The following is a 22,550-nucleotide window of genomic DNA, read 5'->3' as shown; positions in this document are numbered from 1 at the left end:
TCCAGCAAACATCAGATGGGCCAAACGCCCCGCCAATGCCGGGCTACACTCGAATTCAAATCTTCATGATCGAGACCCCGCCATGCGGTTGCTGCCGGCTTTTCTTGTGCTGTTTATTGCCACCTGGACGGCAAACGCCGGCGCCCTCACGCTCACGGAACAAGAAAAAGCCTGGCTCAGCAGCCATCCACAATTGCGCCTGGGCAGTGACAGCGCATGGCCCCCGTTCGAGTTTCGCGACGCCAACGGTCAATACCAGGGTCTGTCTGCCGATTACACTGCGCTGATCCAGAAGCGCCTAGGCGTAGCGGTCACGCCGGTCGCGCCCAGTGACTGGTCACAGATGCTCGAACGCGCGCGGCACAATCAGCTCGACCTGCTCGCCGGCATCATGTCCACCCCTGAGCGGCAGAACTATCTGTCATTCACCCGGCCCTACCTCGACTTTCCCATCGTTATCCTGGCGCACAAGGGCGGGCCTCAACCGCGTACCCTGGAGGATCTGTACGGTCTGAAGATCGCCGTGGTAGAGAACTACGCTCCGCATGAACTGCTGCGCACTCATCACCCGGACCTCAACCTGGTGGCCATGCCCAACGTCAATTCCGTCCTGCAGGCTTTGGCCACAGAACAGGTGGATGCCGTGGTCGGCGACCTCGCTTCGAGCATCTGGAGCCTGCGTGAATCGAAGCTCGATGGGCTGCATGTCAGCGGCCAGACGCCCTATCGCTATCAGTTGGCCATGGCCGTACCCCGCGAGAACGCCACCTTGGTGGCGATTCTCGACAAGGTGCTGGCCGACCTGTCACCCAGCGAGATCAACGAGATCCAGCAGCGCTGGGTCGCAGATGTGCTCGACCAGCGCAGCCTGTGGAGCGATGTGCTGATCTACGGCCTGCCTGCCCTGCTGCTGCTGGTTGCTGTGCTGGCCGTGGTCATTCGCATCAATCGCCGGCTGAGCTCGGAAATTTCCCGGCGTATCGCGCTGGAACAGGAGCTGCGCAGCAGCGAATACCACTACCGCAGCCTGGTCGAGAGCCTGTCGGCAATCGCTTGGGAGGCCAATGCCCATGATTTCACCTACAGCTACGTCTCCCCCCACGCCGAAGACCTGCTCGGCTATCCGCTGAAGGAATGGCTCAAACCCGGGTTCTGGCGCAGCATCCTGCACCCTGACGACGCGCTCTGGGCACAGAACTACTGTGACAGCGAAACCGCTGCCGGGCGCCACCACAGCCTCGACTACCGCATGATCCGCGCCGATGGCCGCCCCTTGTGGGTGCGCAACATCGTCAGCATGATCAAGCAGGGCCACACGCCGTTGATGCGCGGATTGATGATCGACATCAGCGAAACCAAGCGCACCGAGCATGCGCTGCGCCTGTCGGAGCAGAAATTTGCATCGGTCTTCGAGCAGTGCCCAGACATCCTGGTGATCGCGCGGCGTAGCGATGGCCGTCTGCTGGAGGTCAACGAGGCATTCGAAGAACAGATCGGCCTGGCTCATACCGAAGTGATCGGGCGAACCGCGACCGAACTCGGCCTCTGGGAGCTTGACGGCAACGACGTCGGATTGCTCGAACGCCTCCATCAGGGCGGCATCCGCAACCTGGAAATGACCTACCGGCGCAGCAATGGCCAGCGTTTCACGGGCCTGACCTCCGCCGAAACCTTCGACCTGGACGGCACGCTGGCGCTGGTCGTTGCGGTGCGCGACATCAGTCAGCTCAAGGAAACCCAGGAACAGCTGCAAACTTCCGAAGAAAAATTCGCCAAGGCCTTCCACGCCTCCCCCGACGGCCTGTTGTTGTCGCGCCAGAGCGATGGCCTGCTGATCGAGGTCAACGAAGGTTTTTGTCGCCTCACCGGGTATGACCTGCACCCGCTACAAGACAACCAGACTGCGCTGGACCTGGGCATCTGGGTCGACCTCGACGAGCGTCGGCGCCTGATCGAACACCTGAAACGCGATGGCTTCGTGCGCGACTTCAGCTGCCTGATTCGCCGCAGCGATGGTCAGATTCGTCTGTGCGAGATGTCAGCCAGGCCATTGCCGATTGGTGAGATCGACTGCATGTTGACCATCGTGCGCGACATCACCGAGCGCCACCTGATGCAGGAAAAACTGCAGTTGGCCGCCACGGTGTTTGAAAACACCGCCGAAGGCGTGCTGATCACCGACACCGAGCAACACATCAGTGCCGTCAACCGCGCCTTCAGCGAGATTACCGGCTACAGCGAGATCGAAGCCCTCGGGCAAACGCCACGGCTGCTTGCCTCAGGCCACCATGACAGCGCCTTCTATGCGGCGATGTGGCATCAGCTGACGGCAGAGGGCCACTGGCAAGGCGAGATCTACAACCGGCGCAAGAACGGCGAAATGTACCCGGGCTGGGTCACCATCAGTGTGGTGCGCAACCATGAGCGCGAGATCACCCATTTCGTCTCGGTGTTCGCTGACATTTCCAGCCTCAAGCATGCCCAGGCCAAGCTCGATTACCAGGCCCACCATGACCCGCTCACCGGCTTGCCCAACCGCGCATTGTTCGAGAACCGCCTGCAGGCCGCGCTGTCCTGCGCGCAGGGCACCAGCCATCAGGGCGCGGTGCTGTTTCTCGACCTCGACCGTTTCAAGCACATCAACGATAGCCTTGGCCACCCGGTTGGCGACCTGCTGCTCAAAGGCATCGCCCAGCGCCTCAAGGAGCAGGTGCGCGATGTCGACACCGTGGCGCGCCTGGGCGGTGACGAGTTCATCATCCTGTTGCCCGGCCTGCACCGCCCCAGCGATGCCAGTGCCATCGCCAACAAGCTGCTGGCCTGCTTCGTCGCCCCGTTCCAGGCCGGCGAGCACGAGTTTTTCACCAGTGCCAGCATCGGCATCAGCCTCTACCCGCAAGATGGCAGCGACGTCGCCAGCCTGATCCGCAACGCCGACGCCGCCATGTACCGCTCCAAGGCCAAGGGCCGCAACCGCGTCGAGGCCTACACCCGCGACCTCACCGCCCAGGCCAGCGAGCGCATTGCCCTGGAGCACGAACTGCGCCGCGCCATCGAGCGCAACGAGCTGAGCCTGTGCTACCAGCCCAAGCTCAGCCTCAAGACGCAAACACTGGTCGGCGCCGAGGCGCTGATCCGCTGGCACCACCCGACCTTTGGCGAGGTGCCGCCCGAACACTTCATTCACCTGGCCGAAGACAACGGCAGCATCCTGCAGCTCGGCGATTGGGTGCTGGAGCAGGCGTGCAAGCAGATGCACCTGTGGAAAACCCACTACCAGCCCTTTGGCCCCCTCTCGATCAACCTGGCCGGCGCCCAACTGCGCCAGCCCAACCTGGCCAAGCGCATCGAACAGCTGCTGCACACCTACCAACTCGAAGCCGGCGACCTGCAACTGGAGATCACCGAAAACTTCATCATGAGCCAGGCCGAAGAAGCCCTGGCTGTGCTCGACCAGCTCAAGCAGCTGGGCGTGCAACTGGCCATCGATGACTTTGGCACCGGCTACTCCTCGCTCAGCTACCTCAAGCGCCTGCCACTGGACATCCTCAAGATCGACCAGTCCTTCATCCGCGGCCTGCCCGAAGACGCCCACGACGCCGCCATCGCCCGCGCCATCATCGCGCTCGGGCGCAGTATGCAACTGACCATCATTGCCGAGGGCGTGGAGACGCAGGCGCAGCAGCAGTTCCTGGCGGCCGAGGGGTGCGAGCAGATTCAGGGCTACATCGTGAGCTTGCCGCTGCCGGCACGGGAATTCGCGGCAGTGTTTTTGCGCTTGGTACTCGCAGATCTTTCAGATGGCACCGCTGCGCATCCGCCGGTATAATCCGGCCTCCTTCTGGGGCCTATAGCTCAGTTGGTTAGAGCAGAGGACTCATAATCCTTTGGTCCACGGTTCAAGTCCGTGTGGGCCCACCAATCTTGAAAGCCGCGCATTGCGCGGCTTTTTCATGTCCAGTCGAAAGTCGCTGAAGCAGTGCTGCCACACTGACCACCCGGCAGCTAACGCCCAAAAAACAGTGTTCGCACCACGCCTGATCAAGCCCAGCCCGGGCAGCGCTATTGCCCTGCTGTTGCCTAGTCCCTACGGTGTGTCCAGCGCTCAGCCATCGCCTGAGGCGCTCTGTAACTCGCGCCCTCCCAGCCCAGCAACAATGGCTTCGCAACCATCAAGCCTGTATCAGGTCAACATTGCGAATCAGTGTTCCTGTGAGTGTCGAGTGCTCGCGGGACCGTGCCGCAGCGCCCCATACCTGATCGACGCCCATCCACTCAAGGAGATCTTCCATGCAACGACTGCTAGCCATCCTGCCTTTGTCCCTGCTCCTCACCGCGTGTGGTCAGAGCACGCCCTCGGAAGACGACATCACCGCTGCGGTGTCCGAAAAAATCGACCGGAAAGGCTGCGCGACGTCCACGCTGTTCAAGCGTTTCCCCATCCCGCAGTCCACCGCCGGCAGCAATCAGGCGATCCTCAAGCCGTTCACGGACATCGGCTTCGTTGCCGAAAGCGCCGGGGCCTATCAGCTCACGGAGAAGGGCAAGGCGGCCTACGATGCGGAGAAATCTGGCTTCTGCTACACCGACAGCTACCGGATCAGCGATGTCAAAGTGATCGGCGAGGAAGCGGCGAGCGACCTGCCACCGGCGCTGTCCGGCGCCTGGACGGTGAGCTTCACTGTCGCACCCAGCAACGTCGATGAGTGGGTGAAGAATCCTGCAATCATTCAAGCGGCAAGCCTTGCTTCGCTGGAAAAGATCGTTGAGCCGAAGTCTTTCAGAGTTCGCGTTGCCAGGGAAAAGGGCAAGGATGAGCTGATCGTGGCAGACCCAACCTTCAGCTTCACGCCAGGGATTCACTTCAATATGGGGTGGTAATGGCACGTCTGGGCGTAGGGATTCTGCAGGGCCCCTGCGATCAGCTTTTTTCAATGACCGAGGGTGCCCGTGCCACTCTTCACTGAAGCGCTCGAAGCCTTCCTGACTCAGCGCATCGTCGTCGGCGACACCGCGCTGCCGATGCACTATGCCCACGTCGAATGCCTGGAGGCGTTTCAGGTGGGTTTCCGCACTCACGGTCATACCGGTGCGAGCCTCGTGTCTGAGACGGCGGGCGACTGGCATCCGGATTGGTACGTCATCGCCCTGACCGGACTGGACGACCCGATCTTCATCGCAGCCTCGGAGGCCGAGCAGGGTTACCCTGTCTACACCGCAGTCCACGGTGCCGGGCAGTGGAATGCGGTGCGAATAGCGCCAAGCCTTGAACGGTTTGGCGGGCTGTTGCAGGCGTTGGCAGCGGCGGCGGATGACGACCACTTCAACACCTTGATCGAAACCGAGGCTGATGCGATGAATGCCTTCTGGCAGGAGGTCATCGAAGCACGCGCGAGTGCTGCGGATCCGTTGGAGATACAGCCCGAAAGCAGCGGTTACTCGTCGGCTGACTTCGGTGTGTGCGATTTGATCGTGACGAACATGGGCCCACAGAAGTTGCGCGTGGTCCAACTCGTCAGCAAACGCCTCGGCTTGTCGTTGAAGGACACACTGGCACTTGCTGACGCGCTGCCTTTCACGGTCGCCAGCGGCGTGAGAAAGCAGTTGCAGCCGCTGGCCGATCACCTTTCCGCGCTGGGGGCGATCGTTGAGTTAAGAATTCCGGACTAATGTGTATGGCGTATTCGAGCGGGTCGATCATCCAGGTTGGCAAATGAATCGAAACTGGCTCGCTCAACATCAGGTACGGGCACCTGAGCCTGTGATCGAATGACCGGTTGACGAGCCAGTCGCCAAATCGCTGGTCTGCGCGCGAACGAGAGCCCTGCATCGACCGCTTACCCCCTACGCTCCCGCTCTACCCGCTGCAACACCGCCTCGGTCAATGCCTGGGTCATCTGCAGGTGGTGAACGCTATTGACCAGCATGCGCACCCCCGGCTCACCGGCGTTGGCGCAGATGTACTCGTCGAGAGTCGTTCCGATGCCTGCCATGATCTGGAGGGTGTGGGCGAGGATGTCGCCTGAGCGGACGTTGGAATTGATCGAGCAAAGCGTGCGGAAATCCAGGGCTTTGGCCGGGTCAGGAACGGGATTTTTCATGAGGTGCATCCTTCGTTTGTATGGGAAAGACCGCAACCTGACCTTCTCACGGGTCAGGGTGGCGGCCATGCGCGGGGTGAGAAACCGAGCAAACGAAGAAACCCCGGCCAGACCGAAGTCTGCCCGCGCAGGGCCACCATGAAGGACGACCGAATTCGTTATGTTCGGGTTCTCACACCCGGTCGTCGAAACGACGCGGTGGACGTTAGTCCTGAAGCATTTCCCGGACAACGGCGAAAGTTCGGCTTGGCATGTAGGATAGTTCTCATGCGCGTCGATCTTGTAGCATTCAGTATTGAATTCAGAAAGGTCTTACACATCAACAGCGTGATTGCATAAGGATTGGCCTGTCCTGCGCATTCAAAAGGGGCTTACACAGCCCCACGCAAACATCGTCCAGCACGGTATCAGTCCGATCTGACCTGATCACCACAGCGCAAACGCCCGTCAGCCGCCATCTACCGACACCGGCTGACCTGCCACTGCGCAACCGTCAGAACTGGTAACTCACCGTCGCATTCACATTGCGCTCTTCGCCCAGGTAGCAGTAGCTCAGGCTCGCGCAGGAAGCGACATAGCGCTCGTTGGTCAGGTTATTGGCATTGACCCGCACATCCACGCCCTTGAGCCCCACTTTGCCCAGGTCGTAGCCCACCGAGGCGTCATACAACGTGTAGGACGGCACCTTCAGGGTGTTCTCCGCATCTGCCCAGCTGTAGCCCACGTAGCGCACGCCGCCGCCGACGCGCAGCCCGTCGAGTGCACCGCTGTCGAACGCGTAATCACCCCACAGCGACGCCATGTGTTTTGGCGCCTGGGTCGGTGAGTTGCCTTTGTTGTCGATGACGTTGCCTGGCGTACTGAACGTGCTGGGCATGGACTTGGAATATTCGATGTCGGTCAGGGTATAGCTGCCCAACAGCTTGAAGTTGTCGGTCAGTTGCAGGTGCGCTTCGAGCTCCAGGCCTTGCGAGCGTACGGCGCCGATGGGGCGGTAGAAGTTTTCCTGCGGCAGCTTGGAGGCCAGGTTTTCCTGTTCGATGTGGAACACCGAGGCGGTGAACAGATCGTCGGTGCCGGGCGGCTGATACTTGATGCCGGCCTCCCACTGCGTGCCGTCGGTCGGCGCCAGCGGGGTGCCGGCGCTGTCGGAGTAGGAATTGGGGTTGAAGGATTCGGAGTAGCTCAGGTAGGGCGCGATGCCGTTGTCGAACAGGTACAGCAGGCCGGCGCGGCCGGTGGTCTTGGTACGTTTGTCGCTGATTTCGGTGCCTTCAGGGCGCGAGAATTCGGCGATGCGGTTTTCATCGGAGGTTTCGACCCAGTCGTGCCGCAGGCCCAGGGAAACGCGCCATTTGTCCCACTCGATCAGGTCTTGGGCGTAGACACCGGTCTGCTCCAGGCGCCGCAGGTAGCTGGTGGGGCTGTAGTAGGCAATGTCGCTGTTGCCGTAGACCGGGTCAAAGGCATTCAACGAACCCACGGCGCCGCTGGTCCAGTCCACCACGGTCTTGCGGCGTTGGTAGTCCGCGCCCAGCAGCAGGGTGTGCTTGGCATCGCCGGTGAAGAAGTCGGCCTGCAGCATGTTGTCGATGATGAAGGCGTGCAGGCGCTCGTCGCCGCCCGAGTAATAGCGGTTCAGATCGTTGCTGGTCGGGGTGGTCCAGCCGTAGCCGTAGACTTGATCGAGTTTGACCTTCGAATCCTGGTAGCGGAAGTTCTGGCGGGCGGTGAAGACATCGTTGAAGCGATGCTCGAACTGGTAGCTGAACGACTGCTGATCCCGGCTGTAACCGTCGACCCCCGGTTCGCCATCGAAGAAGTGTTCGGAAATGCGTTGGCCATTGCGTTTGTGCAGGCTGCCGTCGGCCGGAACCCCGCCGTGGTAGCCGCCTTCGGGATCGTGCTGCAGATAAGCCTGCAGGGTGAGCGAGGTGTCCTCGGAAAAATCGATGCTGACGGTGGGCGACAGCGCGTAGCGTTTTTCTTCGACGTGGTCGAATTGCGTGTCGGACTTATCCACAAGGCCGATCAGACGGTAGGCGATGCGCTTGTCATCATCCAGCGGCCCGCTGAAGTCGAAGCCCACGCCACGTTGGCCTTGGGTGCCCGCCATGGCCTGGATCTGGTGGTAAGGCTCGTACAAGGGCTTCTTGCTGGTCAAGGCCACCAGACCGCCCGGTGAACTGCGACCGTAGAGCACCGACGACGGCCCTTTGAGGATGTCGACGCGCTCGAGGAAGTACGGATCGACCTGCATGGTGCTGTAGGTGCCGCTGTCGCCCATCGACTTCAGGCCGTCGAGGTAGATGTTGTCGACCGCGCCGTCATTGAAGCCGCGCATGGCCACATAGTCGTAGCGGTGGGTCGCACCGTAGGGATTGGTCAGCACGCCGGGGGTGTAGCGCATGGTCTGGGCAACGGTCTGGGCACCCTGGTCGTCCATTTGCTGGCGGGTGACCACGGACACCGACTGCGAGGTTTCCAGCAGCGCGGTGCTGGTCTTGGTGGCGACCTGGCTGTGCGTGGCGCTGTAGCCATCGACGCTGCCCAGGGCATTGCCCAAGGCGAAGCCGCGGATGTCGGTCATGGGCAAGGCCAGGGCTTGCTCGTCCGCACTGCGCAGCACGTAGCCACTGCCGTCACCCGAGACCGCCTGCAGATTGGTCCCGCTGAGCAGCACGGCCAGCCCGTGCTCGACCGAATACTGGCCCTGCAACCCCGGCGACTGCATGCCCTGGGTCTGCTGAGGCGTGATCGAGAGGGTGATGCCTGCCTGGCGCGCGAACTGGTTCAGGGCCTCGCCCAGCGGCGAAGGTGCAATAGCGTACGTTCGCGCATTGGCAGTGACGGCAGCGGCCTCTTGGGCCTGCAGCTGCATCGGCACGCTGGCCACGCCAAGGGCGGTGGTCAGGGTCGCGAGACGAATCGCGGTGCCCAGCCGGTTGCGTGGGGTGCCGGCGCAAGCAACAAAGGGACGCGCACGGGTAGGGATCAGTGGCCGGATCATTGAGGGTTCCGTAAGGGGTGGGTCGAAGGAGTGGTCTCTCAAAGCCGCACCACTTCGGAAAACCCGCCAAAAAAAGTCAGACGTTTCGCCGAACGGTGACCCACCAGCGCGTGCGGTACTGCACCTGCACCGGCAAGGTCTGCGTGAGCACGGCCAACAGCCGGTCGGTGTCCTGGAGGCGAAACACGCCCGACAACCGCAGGTCGGCGATGTCAGCCGCGCATGCCACCTGGCCCCGGCGGTAGCGCGCGACTTCTGCGAGAAAGTCTGCCAGGCGCATGCCGCGTGTCACGATCAGGCCCTCGACCCAGGCACTTGGGTCCATGTCCGGGTGTGGCACGAGGGTCGCCTGGGTGCTGCTGACCCTGTACTGCTGGCCAGGCCGGGCCTCGACCGAACCGGTATTGGCGAGCCGAATCAGAACGCTGCCTGCGCTGACGCTGAGGCGGGTCTCGTGGTCGTCCTGGCGCACCACGAAACGCCCAGCGAGCGTCTCGAACAGGCCGTGGGCGCTCTGCACCTGGAGCGCCGGTCGCGGCCCATGTGCCGGCTGAGTATCGGCCTCGACCAGCATTTCTCCACGCGTCAGGCGAATCAGCCGGCGCCGATCGGTGAAGTGCTGATCCACGGCGCTGTCGGTGTTGAGCTGCAGCCGCGAGCCGTCCGCCAGAAGGAAGCTGCCACGCTGCCCGACGCCTGTGGCGTAGTCGGCGCGCCAGTGCTGCACCGCCGGGACATCACGCGCGAACCACGCGCCAGAGCCGACCACCGCAAGGCCGGACAGCAGCTTGAGCGCCTGGCGGCGGTTGAGCCGCTGGGTGCTCTGCTCCAGCACCTCGACCGCCACGCCTGACGCCGGTAGCGCGCGAAATTGCGCGTTCAATTCGCCGCTCAGGGTCTGCACACGCTGCCAGGCACACTCGTGTTCGGGATGTTGCGCGCGCCAGCGTTCGCACTGGGCGAACAGGCTGCTATCGCGCGGCTGCGCCTGCAGGCGCAACGACCACTGGATGGCCCGCCTGACGACCTGCGCAGACGGCGCTTCGATGATCGCGGCGCGGCTCATGCGCCGTAGCGCAACAGGTAGCAGTGGTACAGCGCATCGGCCACGTAGCGCTCCACCGAGCGCAGCGAAACCCGCATCTGCACGGCGATCTGCTGATGGGACAAACCCTCGCACTGCGCCAGCACAAAGGCCTGGCGGACTTTGGGTTTCAAGCCGTCGAGCATGCGTGCGACGCCTTCGAGCAGCTCGAAGATGAGCTCACGGGATTCCGGCGAGGGCGATTCGAGCTCGGGACGCTGGGCCAGCGCTTCCAAGTAAGCGCGCTCGATTTCACCGCGCCGCCAGTGGTCGATCACCAGGCCCTTGGCAACCGTGCGCAAGAACGCGCGAGGCGTCTTGAGCTCCAGCCGTTCACGCCGGCTGAGCAGCCGCATGAACGTGTCTTGCACGAGGTCAGCGGCGTCGGCGGCGTTGTCCAGCTTGCTCTGCAACCAGGCGTGCAGCCAGCGGTGGTGGTCGATGTAGAGGGTGTCGAGGCCCTGAGGAGAAGAAGGCATAGAGCGCGTCCGAGCGCGGCGTAAATGATAATAAGTCGCATTGTGTTCAAGCGCCGGGGCATTTGCAACTGCCATCGACTTGCACGTGGGCGTACGGCGTCAGTGCTTCTGCTCACTTTGTTTTCAGCGCTTAAATCAGGACGCTTCCTACAGTCTGCCCAGGGGGTATTTCCAGTAGCCTTTTCGACGCCCGTTTGAAGTCTGGTCATGGTGCCTGGACGAACGCCACAAGGACGCTGTTCGATGATTTCCTCCGCTCGATTGGGTGACACGCATGTCTGCCCGCTGCCCGGACACGGCTCCACACCCATCGCCTCGGCGTCGGCTGACGTCAATCTCAATTTCAGGGGTGCTGCGCGCGTGGGTGACACCTGCGGCTGCGGAGCAGTGATCACCGCAGGCTTTCCTTCCATTCGCATCAACGGTCGCCCCATGGCGCACCTGGGCAGCCCCACCAGCCATGGCGGAACGATCATCACCGGGTCCGCCGATGTTGGGGGCGGCTTTCTCGGCGGCGATGGCGGCACGTCGACCATCGTCGACTTCATGGCGCTGGGCGCCTTTCGGCCAGATGGTTCGGTAGATGACGAAAAGATGGCGACCTTGCTGGCTGACCCGGCGCTGGAGGAAAAGGCTGTGGCGGCCAACGCTCTGATCGCGCCCGAGGCGACGGAAGGTCTGTGATCATCCCGACCGGATGGAGGAGTTGGCGAGTTACATTGCGGGTGAGATGAACAAGAACATCGAACATCCCGCTGTGGTAAAGATGAAAGCGTTGAATGGTTACAATGCAGAGACTGAAGCCAAACGGCACTTTGAGTTGCCACTGAGTCAGCGCTTGGGAATACCACCTGACTTCTACCACATTGAACTGACAAAGAAAGTCGAGGCATTAGTTTTGTGGACTGAGCGAGTGGGCCAGGATCGGCCTTGGGATCACAAGCCGATTATTCGTAGAAGCATTGGTGATGTTTGGCATAAACAGGGTAATTACGACTACTTCTACGATATCTGGTCAAACATTCATTATGGCTATGTCGGTAGAGCAGCTGGATTTTCTGAAAGCATTCTTATGGACGGAGCAGGGATCGAGCAGATCATCTCTGACCTCGTTAGCAAAGCACAGGAAATGATTGAGAAGCCACGCCATGAATGGGAACGGCAAGGCCCTACCCGCGCCAAAGGAGTCAAGGGATCCAGAGCATGGGACGATGCCCCGGATCGAATTTCCATCGGTATCGGCGGGCAGCTCTTCAAGCGATATCCACAAGGTGGAATCGAGGCGCAGGTGATAACGAGTGAAGTTCTCGCGGTGCCCATTGCCCGATGGATGAAGGGTGTTAAAGTCCATGTCTGCTAAAAAAAATAAAACCCATTATTTCCGCTGGACCCTACTAATACTCACTTCACTGCCGATAGTGTTCCGATTCAATTTTTGGCCAACTGTTTATATAAAATTATCCCCTCTAGCCACAGAAGATTTTCACTATGTCTGGAACACTCAAGATAGAATTTACAGAGGCGATTTAAGAAACGGTAAATCCACGATTGAGTTCGGCCATCTATTCCCCGACGAAGACTTTTTCATGAGGTTTGATTGGTGGACTGACAAGGGCTTCAGCAGGTGCATATACGTCACCCCTAAATGGGGACCCAATCTTGAAATTCACCTTGATGCCTACGGTCTTATTGATACAAAAAAAACAAACCGAGAAAATCTCTCAAACATCAGACAGTGCGATGATCCCCCCGATTCTTTTCGACGTTAAGCCATCAATGCGGCTACCGCATCGCTCCAGTTATATTGCGAATGAGATAAACAAGAACATCCGACATCCCGCCGTGATCAAGATGAAAGCGCTGAATAGCTACGATGCGGAGGCTGAAGCCAGGCGGCACTTTGAGCTGCCACTGAGTCAGCGCCTGGGAATACCGCCTGACTTCTATCGCATTGAACTGGTTAAAAAAGCTGAGGCGCTGGTGCTGTGGACTGAGCGAGTCGGCCAGAACCGGCCTTGGGATCATAAACCGATTATTCGTGAAACCATTGGTGGGATAAGGCATAAACAGGGCGATTACGAATACTTCTACGATATCTGGTCGAATATTCATTATGGCTATGTCGGGATGGCTGCCGGATTTTCTGAAATCCTGCTATTAGACGGCGAGGTATCGAGCAAATTGCATCCGACTCTATCCGGAAAATCTATGAAATGTTCGATCAACCCATGTCCAAATGGAGGCTTCCTGGCCCCACTCGTTCGGCTGGGGTCGAAGGTTGGCGGGCTTGGGATGATGCTCAGGATCGCACCTCTATCGGTATCGGCGTGAAGCTTTTCAAAAGTCAACACAATAGGGTACTGACATATAGCATAGTGATGAACGAGGTACTTGAAGTACCCATTCCAGATTGGGGCGACGGTGTGAGCAAGCATGTCTGCTGATAAGCATAAAATCCATTATGGGCGCTTGATTTTCAGATGGGCATTAGTTCTCCCAATAGTATTTCTACTCGAATTTTGGCCCGCTGTTTCAGTCATTTTCCCAAACACGTCCAAGGAAGAATTTCGATTTGTCTGGATCACACAACACAGAATTTTCAGAGGCAGCATAGAAGGCGGAGGGGAAAGTAAGGACTTCGCTCATCTTTTTCCCAACGAGCACTTTTTCATGATGTTCGATTGGTGGACCGATAAAGGCCTGAGAAGGTGCATGAAGATCACGCCAAAGCGGCTATCCACTCTACATATCTACCTTGATGAATATGGCCTCATCGATACTCATAAGAATCCACCTGAAGTTCTTGCCCGCATCGAGCGATGCGACGCTGGACAGGATCCCTTTCGACCCTGAGCAGTCACCGCAGCTACCACAGCAGCGCCCTGAGACCCAAAAGAATCAATCTGCAGGTCTGCCGGGAACAGGCGTTGCCAACGTTGCCCGGCAACCCTCGCCACCACATCGCCCTGAACATCCCCGCCAGCCCCAAGGTCCTCTGCAGACATTCACTCAGAGTCCACCGCCATGCGCCCGCCTTACCTGCTCGCCTTACCCCTGGCCTGCGCGCTACTGAGCGCCTGCTCCGCGCCCGCGACCCAATCCCCCGTAGACGCACCCGGCCGCCCGGAATCGCCAAAAACCCAGTTCCTCGAAGCCGGCGCCGCCGCGTTGCAGTCCAAGCCGCCCATCGACCAGATCAACGCCTACCTCGACGGCTTCCACTTCTACAACGGCCATCCTGAGGTACAGATGGAAGCGCACCACTATTGCTCGATCCTCAACGAGGACGTGATCCAGTGCGTGATCTTCGATGGCAATCAGAAGGACGCCAAGCTCATGGGCGTCGAGTACATCATCGACGAGAAGCTGTTTGCGGGGCTGCCGGCCAAGGAGAAAGCGCTGTGGCACAGCCATGGCTATGAGGTGTCATCGGGGCAGTTGGTGGCGCCGGGGATTCCCGCCACGGCCGAGCATGCGCTGATGGCGCGCCTTGCGCATACCTATGGCAAGACCTGGCATACCTGGCACACCGACCAGGACAAGGCCCTGCCCGTCGGCGTGCCGCAATTGATGATGGGCTTCACGGCCGACGGTCAGGCGGACGCGGCGATGGTCGAGCAACGCAACCGGCGTCTGGACATCGATGCGGCAAAGACCAGGCACCAGCGCGCCGACATCGCCATCCCCAAGGCTGATCCGGGAGCGGATGGCTGGCAGCATGGCAACACGTTCCAGATCCAGGACCCGACCGGTGCCCACTTGCATCATTCGACGACATCCACCCCGGCGCCCAGCAACAGTCGTTCCAGCCAATAGAACCCGGCAGAGCTGGCGGCACCGATGGCTAGCCGCCAGCTCGACACTGTTGCGCTGAACGCCCTGTGCAAGTGCCTGCACCCCTTCAGTGGCCCACTGCCAGGGCAGCCCCGCTTGCCCAACCCCACGCTGCTGGATAGGCTGGCACCCCGTTCGTCCCAGCCGTAGAGACGCACCATGTTACCCACCCGCCCCATTACCCTCGATGACACCGACCGCCAACTGATCGCGCTGTTGCAGATCAACGCCCGCGAGAGCGTAGCCAACCTCGCCCGGGCGCTGGGTATCGCGCGCACGACGGTCAACTCGCGCTTGGCGCGCCTGGAAAAAGCCCAGGTCATCACAGGTTACGGCGTGCGCCTGGGCCCAGGCCTGCTGGACGGCGGACTGCAGGCTTATGTCGGGATCAAGGTGCAGGCGCGCTCGGGCAAGGATGTGGTCAGGCGCCTGAGCGCCATGAGCCAGGTGCAACAGCTGTGCACGGTCAGTGGCGAGTTCGATTATGTGGCGTGGCTGCGCACCGACTCGCCGGAGCAGCTCGACCAATTGCTGGACCAGATCGGTGGAGTGGACGGGGTGGAGAAAACCACCACCTCGATCATCCTGAGTAACAAAGTCGACCGTCGTTAGTTCGTCAGAATTTCAGTAAATCTCGTCATTTCGCAAAGCTGTAGTGCATGACGCCGACACTTTGCGCCTTATCTACGAACGCCACGCTTACTAAACTGACTGCCAGTCATTTCCCATACTCAGGCTCCGCCCCGCGCAGCCCTCACTGGCAAGGTCAGCCCATGAACACGCACAACCGCCACCCCGCTGACGGCAAGGCACCGATCACCATCTTCGGCCCGGACTTCCCCTTCCCCTTCGACGACTGGCTGGAGCACCCGGCCGGGCTGGGCAGCATTCCCGCAGCGCAGCATGGCCAGGAGGTTGCGATTGTCGGTGCGGGTATCGCCGGGCTGGTGGCGGCGTACGAGCTGATGAAACTGGGCTTGAAGCCGGTGGTGTACGAGGCCTCGAAGCTGGGCGGGCGCTTGCGCTCGCAAGCATTCAACGGCACCGACGGCATCGTGGCCGAACTGGGCGGCATGCGCTTTCCGGTGTCGTCCACGGCCTTCTACCATTACGTCGACAAGCTGGGGCTGGAAACGCGCCCGTTCCCCAACCCGCTGACGCCGGCCTCGGGCAGCACGGTGATCGACCTGGAGGGCCAGACGTTCTATGCGCAGAGCGCCGCTGACCTGCCCAGGCTGTTCCACGAGGTGGCCGAGGCCTGGGCCGATGCGCTGGAAGAGCGGGCCGACTTCGGCGATATCCAGCAGGCCATCCGCGACCGCGATGTGCCGCGCCTCAAGGCGCTGTGGGACCGCCTGGTGCCGCTGTGGGACGACCGCACCTTCTATGACTTCGTGGCCACCTCGAAGTCGTTCGCCAAGCTGAGCTTCCTGCACCGTGAGGTGTTCGGCCAGGTGGGGTTCGGCACGGGCGGCTGGGATTCGGATTTCCCCAATTCCATGCTGGAAATCTTCCGCGTGGTGATGACCAACTGCGACGACCATCAGCACCTGGTGGTCGGTGGCGTGGAGCAGGTCCCGCAAGGGTTGTGGCGCCACGCGCCGGAACGTTGCGCCCACTGGCCGGCAGGCACCAGCCTCAGCGGGCTGCATGGCGGCGCTCCGCGCAGTGGCGTGAAGCGCATTGCCCGCGCGGCCGACGGGCAGTTGGCGGTGACCGACAGCTGGGGCGATGCGCGGCACTACGCAGCGGTGCTGATTACCTGCCAGAGCTGGCTGCTGACCACGCAGATCGACTGTGAAGAGTCGCTGTTTTCACAGAAGCTGTGGATGGCGCTGGACCGTACGCGCTACATGCAGGCAGCCAAGACCTTCGTGATGGTCGACCGGCCGTTCTGGAAAGACAAAGACGCTGAAACCGGCCGCGACCTGATGAGCATGACCCTGACCGACCGCCTTACTCGCGGCACCTACCTGTTCGACAACGGCGACGACAAACCGGGGGTCATCTGCCTGTCGTATGCGTGGATGAGCGATGCGCTGAAAATGCTGCCGCATCCGACCGAAAAGCGCGTGCAACTGGCGCTGGATGCGTTGAAGAAAATCTACCCGCGCACCGACATCGCCGGGCACATCATCGGTGACCCGATCAGTATTTCCTGGGAGGCCGACCCGTTCTTCCTCGGCGCCTTCAAGGGCGCGCTGCCGGGGCACTATCGCTACAACCAGCGGATGTACGCGCACTTCATGCAGGCCGATCTGCCCGCCGAACAGCGCGGGATTTTCCTCGCGGGCGACGATGTGTCGTGGACGCCGGCGTGGGTCGAGGGCGCGGTGCAGACCTCGTTGAACGCGGTGTGGGGCATCCTCACGCACTTTGGTGGTCACACCCACGCCGCCAACCCCGGGCCGGGCGACGTGTTCCCTGAGATCGGCCCGATTGCCCTGCCCGACTGACCAGGAGCTGCCATGCGCATCGCTGTTTTCCAAGCAACACCCCACCCGCTGGACCTGCCCGGCAACCTGCAGCGCCTGCAGCAGCAGGCCCAGCGTGCCGCCCAGAGCGGTGCGCAGTTGCTGGTGTGCCCGGAAATGTTTCTCAGCGGCTACAACATTGGCCGCGAAGCGGTCGCGCGGTTGGCTGAAGCGGCTGACGGCGCCAGCGCCCAAGCGATTGCCCAGCTGTGCCACACGCAGGGCATTGCCGTGGTGTATGGCTATGCCGAGCGCGGTACGGATGGGCAGGTGTACAACAGCGTGCAGCTGATCGACGCGCAGGGTCAGCGCCTGGGCAACTACCGCAAGACGCACCTGTTCGGCGAGCTGGATCGCCAGCAGTTCAGCGCAGGCGATGTGCCCTGCCCCCTCATCACGCTGAACGGCTGGAAGGTCGGGCTGCTGATCTGCTACGACATCGAGTTCCCGGAGAATGCCCGGCAGCTGGCGTTGGCCGGTGCCGAGCTGATTCTGGTGCCCACGGCAAACATGGCGCCGTATGACTTCATCTGCCAGGTCACCGTGCGCGCCCGGGCGCAGGAGAATCAGTGCTACCTGGTGTACGCCAACTATTGCGGCAGCGAGGGCGAGATCGCGTACTGCGGACAAAGCAGCATCATTGCGCCCGATGGCAGCGTGCTGGCCATGGGCGGCCAGGAGGCCTGTCAGTTGTTGGCGGACGTCGAGCGCGAGCGGGTGCGGGAGGGGCGGGAAGCGTTTCCTTATCTGATTGACCTGCGACGGGATCTGCACCGCTAACCTGTGGGGAGGGTGGCCGTGCACTGATGCTGTGCCGGGTGCACCATGGAGAGGCGGTTTGTCTGCTAGTCAACGGGCTCAGACGCCTTTGAGAGGGTGTCGCCTCCCGCAAGACGCTGCGCTGTCGTGCAGAGAAATGGCTGGTGGGGCTGGGAGGGATCGGCACAGTGCTCTGATGAATCGCGATGGGCGGCGAACTAGCCCCCAGTGTCTGCAATCGCGGCTCGTCCGTCATTACTCGGGCGCTTGCATTGGGGCGGCTGGGCCGCCCATCGCGACTGGAGTCGCTTCTACAAATTCTTTCAAATCAACGGGTTACGAACCTAAAGGAGCGGCTTTAGTCGTGATGGGCGGCAAAGCCGTCCTCCCTCACGCCACGCGTTCTGCCCGGTAAAGCGCGACTACAGCCCTTGAGGCTGCGTCGCAGCCCATCGCGGCCAAAGCCCGCACAGATCCGTTCTCTCCACGACAGCACCGCGCCTTGCTGCGGGCGTATGCCTACAGGCCCTCGGTGCGTGGGCCTGCCAAGCACAGCGTTTTGCGCAAATAACGCAACTTGGCACGGCACCTGCAATGACCTTGGTACCTCCAGTTTTGGGGACCTTGGTACAGGCAGGCCGAGATATCCCCTCTTCTATTTTTTCAGCCTCACCTGCACCCGCCAGCGTCCGGCGTCCTCTGCGGTGGTCCACTCCCCCCGCAGAGGGCGCGCAGCGACCACCGTCAGCAGCAAGCCCTTATCCGTGTGTTGAAGGCGCCAGCCGATGGGTTTGCCTTCGAGCTGCAGTTGTCCGCGCGCGGCTTTGCCCTGAGCATCGAACAGCAGCGCCAGGCTTGCTTGGACAATTTCTCCATGCAGCTTGGGCTCCTGGCTGAACCACAGATCCAGCCCTGCATCGACCACCTCGACCTGCTCCAGCACGCTCGGCTGCGTTGTGGTGAGACGGCCGATCATCATGCCAACCAGCGCCGCGAACAGCGCCAGAGCCATGAGCATACGCCGCCGAGCCTTCGGACGCGGGTCCGGTTCGAGGGTAGAATGCGCGTCATTTTCCTGTTCCTGCCTGGAGCCGTGCATGTTTCACGTCATCCTCTTTCAACCTGAGATTCCACCGAACACGGGCAATATCATTCGCCTGTGTGCCAACAGCGGCTGCCACCTGCACCTGATCGAGCCGCTCGGTTTCGAGCTCGATGACAAGCGCCTGCGCCGGGCCGGGCTGGATTATCACGAGTACGCAACGCTACAACGCCATGCCAGCCTCGCTGCGTGCCTGGAGAGCCTAGGCCAGCCACGCCTGTTCGCCTTCACCACCAAAGCTTCGCACCCGTTCCATGAGGTGGCCTACCAGCCGGGCGATGCATTCGTGTTCGGCCCGGAGAGCCGCGGCCTGCCCGCTGAGGTGCTGGACAGCCTGCCCGCCGAACAGCGCCTGCGCCTGCCGATGCGCGAAGGCTGCCGCAGCTTGAACCTGTCCAATACGGTGGCAGTGACGGTGTATGAGGCGTGGCGGCAGCAAGGGTTTGCGTGAGAGGGAAGGCGCTGTCGTCTCTGCCGCCAGCGGTTACCCGCAGAGGGCATCGCGGACGATCGGTTTCTCGCTGAAGCGCTGATGGCAAATAGGGCCGCTGCACGGTCCATCGCGACTAAAGTCGCTCCTACAGGTCCCGCGCCAGCCTGAACCGTTCCGGTGACTTTCGAGCACGATTGGGGTCGCTGTGCGGCCCAGCGCGGCTGATCGAGAGGCGGTGCCGGCGCTCCCGCAGCGAGCATGTGGTCTTGCGGGAGCGGCGGCTTCAGCCGCGCGCTGCGACGGCTCAGGCGGTCGGCGCTTCGCCCGCTTCCTGCATGCGCTGCATTTCTTGCGCGTACAGGGCATCGAAGTTGACCGGCGAGAGCATCAGCGCTGGGAACGAACCACGGGTGACCAGGCTGTCGAGGGTTTCACGGGCGTACGGGAACAAAATGTTCGGGCAGAACGCGCCGAGGGTGTGGCTCATCGAAGCGGCGTCGAGGTTCTTGATCAGGAAGATACCGGCCTGCTGCACTTCGGCGATGAACGCCACTTCGTCGCCGTTCTTGACGGTGACCGACAAGGTCAGCACAACTTCATGGAAGTCGCCATCCAGGGCTTTTTGCTTGGTGTTCAGATCGAGGCCGACACTCGGTTCCCACTGCTGACGGAAGATCGCCGGGCTTTTCGGGGCCTCGAACGACAGGTCACGCACGTAGATGCGCTGCATGGAGAACTGAGGGGAGGTGTCGTCTTCAGCGGCGGCAGCGCCGATGTTCTGTTGCTCGGTCATGACAGTTCCTTTTCCTAATGGGTTGAACAAGACGGGTATTCAGGGCTGCAGCAGGGCATCGAGCTTGCCGGCGCGCTCCAGGGCGAAGAGCTCATCGCAGCCGCCCACGTGCGTGGTACCGATCCAGATCTGCGGCACCGACGTGCGGCCCGCCTTCTGGCTCATTTCAGCGCGCACCTGCGGCTTGCCGTCGACGCGGATTTCCTCGAAGGCCACGCCTTTGCTCTGCAGCAGCTGTTTGGCGCGCATGCAGTACGGGCAGTAGTCGCTTGAGTAGACGATGACGCTCTTCATGGTCACTTCACCAATGGCAGGTTATCGGCTTTCCAGCTCGACACGCCGCCGCTGAGGCGTGCGGCGTTGAAGCCAGACTTGAGCAGCTCGCGGCACAAGGTGCCGGCCTGCTGGCCCATGGCATCGACCAGGATCAGGGTCTTGCCCTTGTGTTTTTCCAGCTCAGCCGTGCGGCCCAAGAGCTTTTCGTGCGGAATGTTCAGCGCGCCGACGATGTGGCCAGCGGCGTATTCCTTGGCGCTGCGCACGTCGATGACCACGCCGTTGTCGGCATTGACCAGGGCAGTGAGTTGACCAGTGCTCAGGCTCTTGCCGCCACGACGCAGTTCGTTGAGCAACAGCAAGATCAGCAGAACAACGAAGATAGTGACCAGAAGAAGGTTTTCTGAGGCAAATTGAAGCAGTTTCTCAACCATCAGGGCTGTTCCAAGCTATTGAAAATGCCGGCCAGTATACACACCGGCCCCTACCCACCACAGCCCGGCCGGCAGGCGGTGACACGCTTTCATGACGTATCCGCAGGCGCACCGGTCGGCATGCGGGAGGATTATTCGCAGTCGCTGGAAGAATTGCCCTAAAATGTGGGTCTTTATCACCTTCAAGCAACCGTGAGTGGGATTGATGACGAGCACGCCTAAACCCCTGGTCCTGATCATCCTCGATGGTTTCGGTCACAGCGAAAGCCCTGAATACAACGCCATTGCCGCAGCCAGCACGCCGGTCTACGACCGTCTGCGCGCCACCCAGCCGCACGGCCTGATCTCCGGCTCCGGCATGGACGTCGGCCTGCCTGACGGGCAGATGGGCAACTCCGAAGTCGGCCACATGAACCTCGGCGCAGGCCGGGTGGTGTACCAGGACTTCACCCGCGTCACCAAAGCCATCCGCGACGGCGAGTTCTTCCACAACCCGGTGCTGACCGGGGCGGTGGACAGCGCCGTGGGCGCCGGCAAGGCGGTGCATATTCTCGGCCTGTTGTCCGATGGCGGCGTGCACAGCCACCAGGACCACCTGGTCGCCATGGCCGAGCTGGCCGCACAACGCGGTGCCGAGAAGATCTACCTGCACGCCTTCCTCGATGGCCGCGACACCCCGCCGCGCAGCGCTAAAGCCTCGATTGAACTGCTCGACGACACCTTCGCCAAACTCGGCAAGGGCCGCATCGCCAGCCTCATCGGCCGCTATTTCGCGATGGACCGAGACAACCGCTGGGACCGCGTCAGCGCGGCTTACAACCTGATCGTCGACAGCGCCGCCGACTACAGCGCCGACACCGCCGTCGCCGGCCTCGAGGCCGCCTACGCGCGCGACGAGAGCGACGAATTCGTCAAGGCCACGCGCATCGGCGCGCCGGTCACGGTCGAAGACGGCGACGCCGTGGTGTTCATGAACTTCCGCGCCGACCGCGCCCGTGAACTGTCGCGCGTGTTCGTCGAGCCCGACTTCAACGATTTCCCCCGCGCGCGCAGGCCGAACGTCGCAGCCTTCATCGGCCTGACCCGTTACTCGGCGAAAATCCCGGCGCCGGCGGCATTCGCCCCGGCCAGCCTGAACAACGTGCTCGGTGAATACCTGGCCAAGCACGGCAAGACCCAGCTGCGCATCGCCGAAACCGAGAAATACGCCCACGTCACCTTCTTCTTCTCGGGCGGGCGCGAAGAGCCGTTCGAAGGCGAAGAGCGCATCCTCATCCCATCGCCGAAGGTCGCCACCTACGACCTGCAGCCGGAAATGAATGCACCGCAGGTCACCGACCGCATCGTCGAAGCCATCGAGCAACAGCGCTTCGACGTGATCGTGGTCAACTACGCCAACGGCGACATGGTCGGCCACACCGGCGTGTTCGAGGCGGCCGTGAAAGCGGTCGAGGCGCTGGATACCTGCGTCGGTCGCCTGGTCGAGGCGCTGGACAAGGTGGGCGGTGAAGCGCTGTTGACCGCCGACCACGGCAACGTCGAACAGATGGAAGACGAGTCCACCGGCCAAGCGCACACCGCGCACACCACCGAGCCTGTGCCGTTCATCTATATCGGCAAACGCCCGTTCAAGGTCCGCGAAGGTGGCGTGCTGGCCGACGTGGCCCCGACCATGCTGACCTTGCTGGGCATGGAAATCCCTGAAGAAATGACCGGCACCACGATTCTGCTCAAGGCCTGACGCGCTACAGTGCGGCCCGGACCCCGCGTT

General features: G+C 61.6%; 18 protein-coding genes, 1 tRNA gene and 1 pseudogene. 12 read left to right on the top strand and 8 right to left on the bottom strand.

Going from position 1 to position 22,550, the window contains the following annotated elements; all coding sequences use genetic code 11:
* The first annotated feature begins 82 nt into the window (after positions 1–82).
* From SJI00_RS19560 to SJI00_RS19545, 4 genes are all read left to right on the top strand, one after another.
* On the top strand, positions 83–3,829 hold the full coding sequence (locus SJI00_RS19560; protein ID WP_322463321.1) for an EAL domain-containing protein: 3,747 nt from the start codon (positions 83–85) through the stop codon (positions 3,827–3,829).
* A 15-nt stretch (positions 3,830–3,844) separates the two neighbouring features.
* A tRNA-Ile gene (locus tag SJI00_RS19555) sits at positions 3,845–3,921 on the top strand.
* A 369-nt stretch (positions 3,922–4,290) separates the two neighbouring features.
* Entirely contained in the window at positions 4,291–4,881 is a 591-nt protein-coding gene (locus SJI00_RS19550) for an acyltransferase (protein ID WP_322463320.1), read from the top strand.
* Between the two features lie 69 nt (positions 4,882–4,950).
* A complete protein-coding gene (locus SJI00_RS19545; protein ID WP_322463319.1) occupies positions 4,951–5,670 on the top strand; it encodes a ribosomal protein L7/L12 in 720 nt (239 codons plus the stop codon).
* Between the two features lie 167 nt (positions 5,671–5,837).
* Here the strand turns inward: SJI00_RS19545 and SJI00_RS19540 are convergent, their stop codons facing one another.
* The 4 genes from SJI00_RS19540 to SJI00_RS19525 form a co-directional block, all read right to left on the bottom strand.
* Positions 5,838–6,101 carry a hypothetical protein gene (locus SJI00_RS19540; protein ID WP_322463318.1) on the bottom strand — a complete coding sequence of 88 codons (264 nt, stop codon included), beginning with the start codon at positions 6,099–6,101 and terminating at the stop codon, positions 5,838–5,840.
* A gap of 493 nt (positions 6,102–6,594) precedes the next feature.
* Positions 6,595–9,111 carry a TonB-dependent siderophore receptor gene (locus SJI00_RS19535; RefSeq protein ID WP_491630670.1) on the bottom strand — a complete coding sequence of 839 codons (2,517 nt, stop codon included), beginning with the start codon at positions 9,109–9,111 and terminating at the stop codon, positions 6,595–6,597.
* Positions 9,112–9,187: 76 nt separating this feature from the next.
* Complete coding sequence (locus SJI00_RS19530) at positions 9,188–10,177, bottom strand: FecR family protein (RefSeq protein ID WP_322463317.1); 990 nt, start codon at positions 10,175–10,177, stop codon at positions 9,188–9,190.
* Entirely contained in the window at positions 10,174–10,674 is a 501-nt protein-coding gene (locus tag SJI00_RS19525) for a sigma-70 family RNA polymerase sigma factor (protein WP_322463316.1), read from the bottom strand. The genes SJI00_RS19530 and SJI00_RS19525 overlap by 4 nt, the downstream gene beginning before the upstream one ends.
* Before the next feature lie 243 nt (positions 10,675–10,917).
* Here SJI00_RS19525 and SJI00_RS19520 point away from each other — a divergent pair.
* The 6 genes and pseudogenes from SJI00_RS19520 to SJI00_RS19495 all read left to right on the top strand — a co-directional run bounded on the left by SJI00_RS19520 (position 10,918) and on the right by SJI00_RS19495 (position 17,762).
* A pseudogene (locus SJI00_RS19520) lies at positions 10,918–12,034 on the top strand (polymorphic toxin type 44 domain-containing protein).
* A 299-nt stretch (positions 12,035–12,333) separates the two neighbouring features.
* A complete protein-coding gene (locus tag SJI00_RS19515) occupies positions 12,334–13,005 on the top strand; it encodes a polymorphic toxin type 44 domain-containing protein (protein WP_322463315.1) in 672 nt (223 codons plus the stop codon).
* Positions 13,006–13,698: 693 nt separating this feature from the next.
* Positions 13,699–14,490: an OBAP family protein gene (locus SJI00_RS19510; RefSeq protein ID WP_322463314.1), complete on the top strand. Its 792-nt coding sequence runs from the start codon at positions 13,699–13,701 to the stop codon at positions 14,488–14,490.
* Between the two features lie 177 nt (positions 14,491–14,667).
* Positions 14,668–15,120: an Lrp/AsnC family transcriptional regulator gene (locus SJI00_RS19505; RefSeq protein WP_322463313.1), complete on the top strand. Its 453-nt coding sequence runs from the start codon at positions 14,668–14,670 to the stop codon at positions 15,118–15,120.
* 161 nt (positions 15,121–15,281) lie between these two features.
* On the top strand, positions 15,282–16,964 hold the full coding sequence (locus tag SJI00_RS19500) for a flavin monoamine oxidase family protein (RefSeq protein ID WP_322463312.1): 1,683 nt from the start codon (positions 15,282–15,284) through the stop codon (positions 16,962–16,964).
* A gap of 12 nt (positions 16,965–16,976) precedes the next feature.
* The gene (locus tag SJI00_RS19495; RefSeq protein ID WP_322463311.1) at positions 16,977–17,762 is read left to right on the top strand and encodes a carbon-nitrogen hydrolase family protein; all 786 of its coding nucleotides are present in this window, start codon (positions 16,977–16,979) and stop codon (positions 17,760–17,762) included.
* 634 nt (positions 17,763–18,396) lie between these two features.
* Here the strand turns inward: SJI00_RS19495 and SJI00_RS19490 are convergent.
* Positions 18,397–18,840, bottom strand: a complete 444-nt coding sequence (locus SJI00_RS19490) for a hypothetical protein (RefSeq protein ID WP_322463310.1) — start codon at positions 18,838–18,840, stop codon at positions 18,397–18,399.
* On the opposite strand from SJI00_RS19490, the gene trmL reads away from it, so the two are divergent.
* Positions 18,839–19,294 (top strand): tRNA (uridine(34)/cytosine(34)/5-carboxymethylaminomethyluridine(34)-2'-O)-methyltransferase TrmL, encoded by a 456-nt coding sequence (gene trmL / locus SJI00_RS19485; protein ID WP_312932160.1) that lies wholly within the window; start codon positions 18,839–18,841, stop codon positions 19,292–19,294. The two genes, SJI00_RS19490 and trmL, sit on opposite strands and share 2 nt — an antisense overlap.
* A gap of 286 nt (positions 19,295–19,580) precedes the next feature.
* Here the strand turns inward: trmL and secB are convergent, their stop codons facing one another.
* The 3 genes from secB to SJI00_RS19470 are packed head-to-tail and all read right to left on the bottom strand — an operon-like array spanning position 19,581 to position 20,779.
* The gene (gene secB / locus SJI00_RS19480) at positions 19,581–20,069 is read right to left on the bottom strand and encodes a protein-export chaperone SecB (RefSeq protein ID WP_322463309.1); all 489 of its coding nucleotides are present in this window, start codon (positions 20,067–20,069) and stop codon (positions 19,581–19,583) included.
* 39 nt (positions 20,070–20,108) lie between these two features.
* Positions 20,109–20,363: a glutaredoxin 3 gene (gene grxC, locus SJI00_RS19475; protein ID WP_322463308.1), complete on the bottom strand. Its 255-nt coding sequence runs from the start codon at positions 20,361–20,363 to the stop codon at positions 20,109–20,111.
* 2 nt (positions 20,364–20,365) lie between these two features.
* Positions 20,366–20,779, bottom strand: a complete 414-nt coding sequence (locus SJI00_RS19470) for a rhodanese-like domain-containing protein (protein WP_322463307.1) — start codon at positions 20,777–20,779, stop codon at positions 20,366–20,368.
* Positions 20,780–20,984: 205 nt separating this feature from the next.
* Between SJI00_RS19470 and gpmI the strand changes: the two genes are divergently transcribed.
* Entirely contained in the window at positions 20,985–22,520 is a 1,536-nt protein-coding gene (gene gpmI / locus SJI00_RS19465) for a 2,3-bisphosphoglycerate-independent phosphoglycerate mutase (protein WP_322463306.1), read from the top strand.
* Positions 22,521–22,550: the final 30 nt, after the last annotated feature.

Source organism: Pseudomonas gebzensis (assembly GCF_034427815.1).
Taxonomy (GTDB): domain Bacteria; phylum Pseudomonadota; class Gammaproteobacteria; order Pseudomonadales; family Pseudomonadaceae; genus Aquipseudomonas.
The sequence above is the reverse complement of the archived record's forward strand: the minus strand, read 5'-3'. Positions and strand labels throughout refer to the sequence as shown.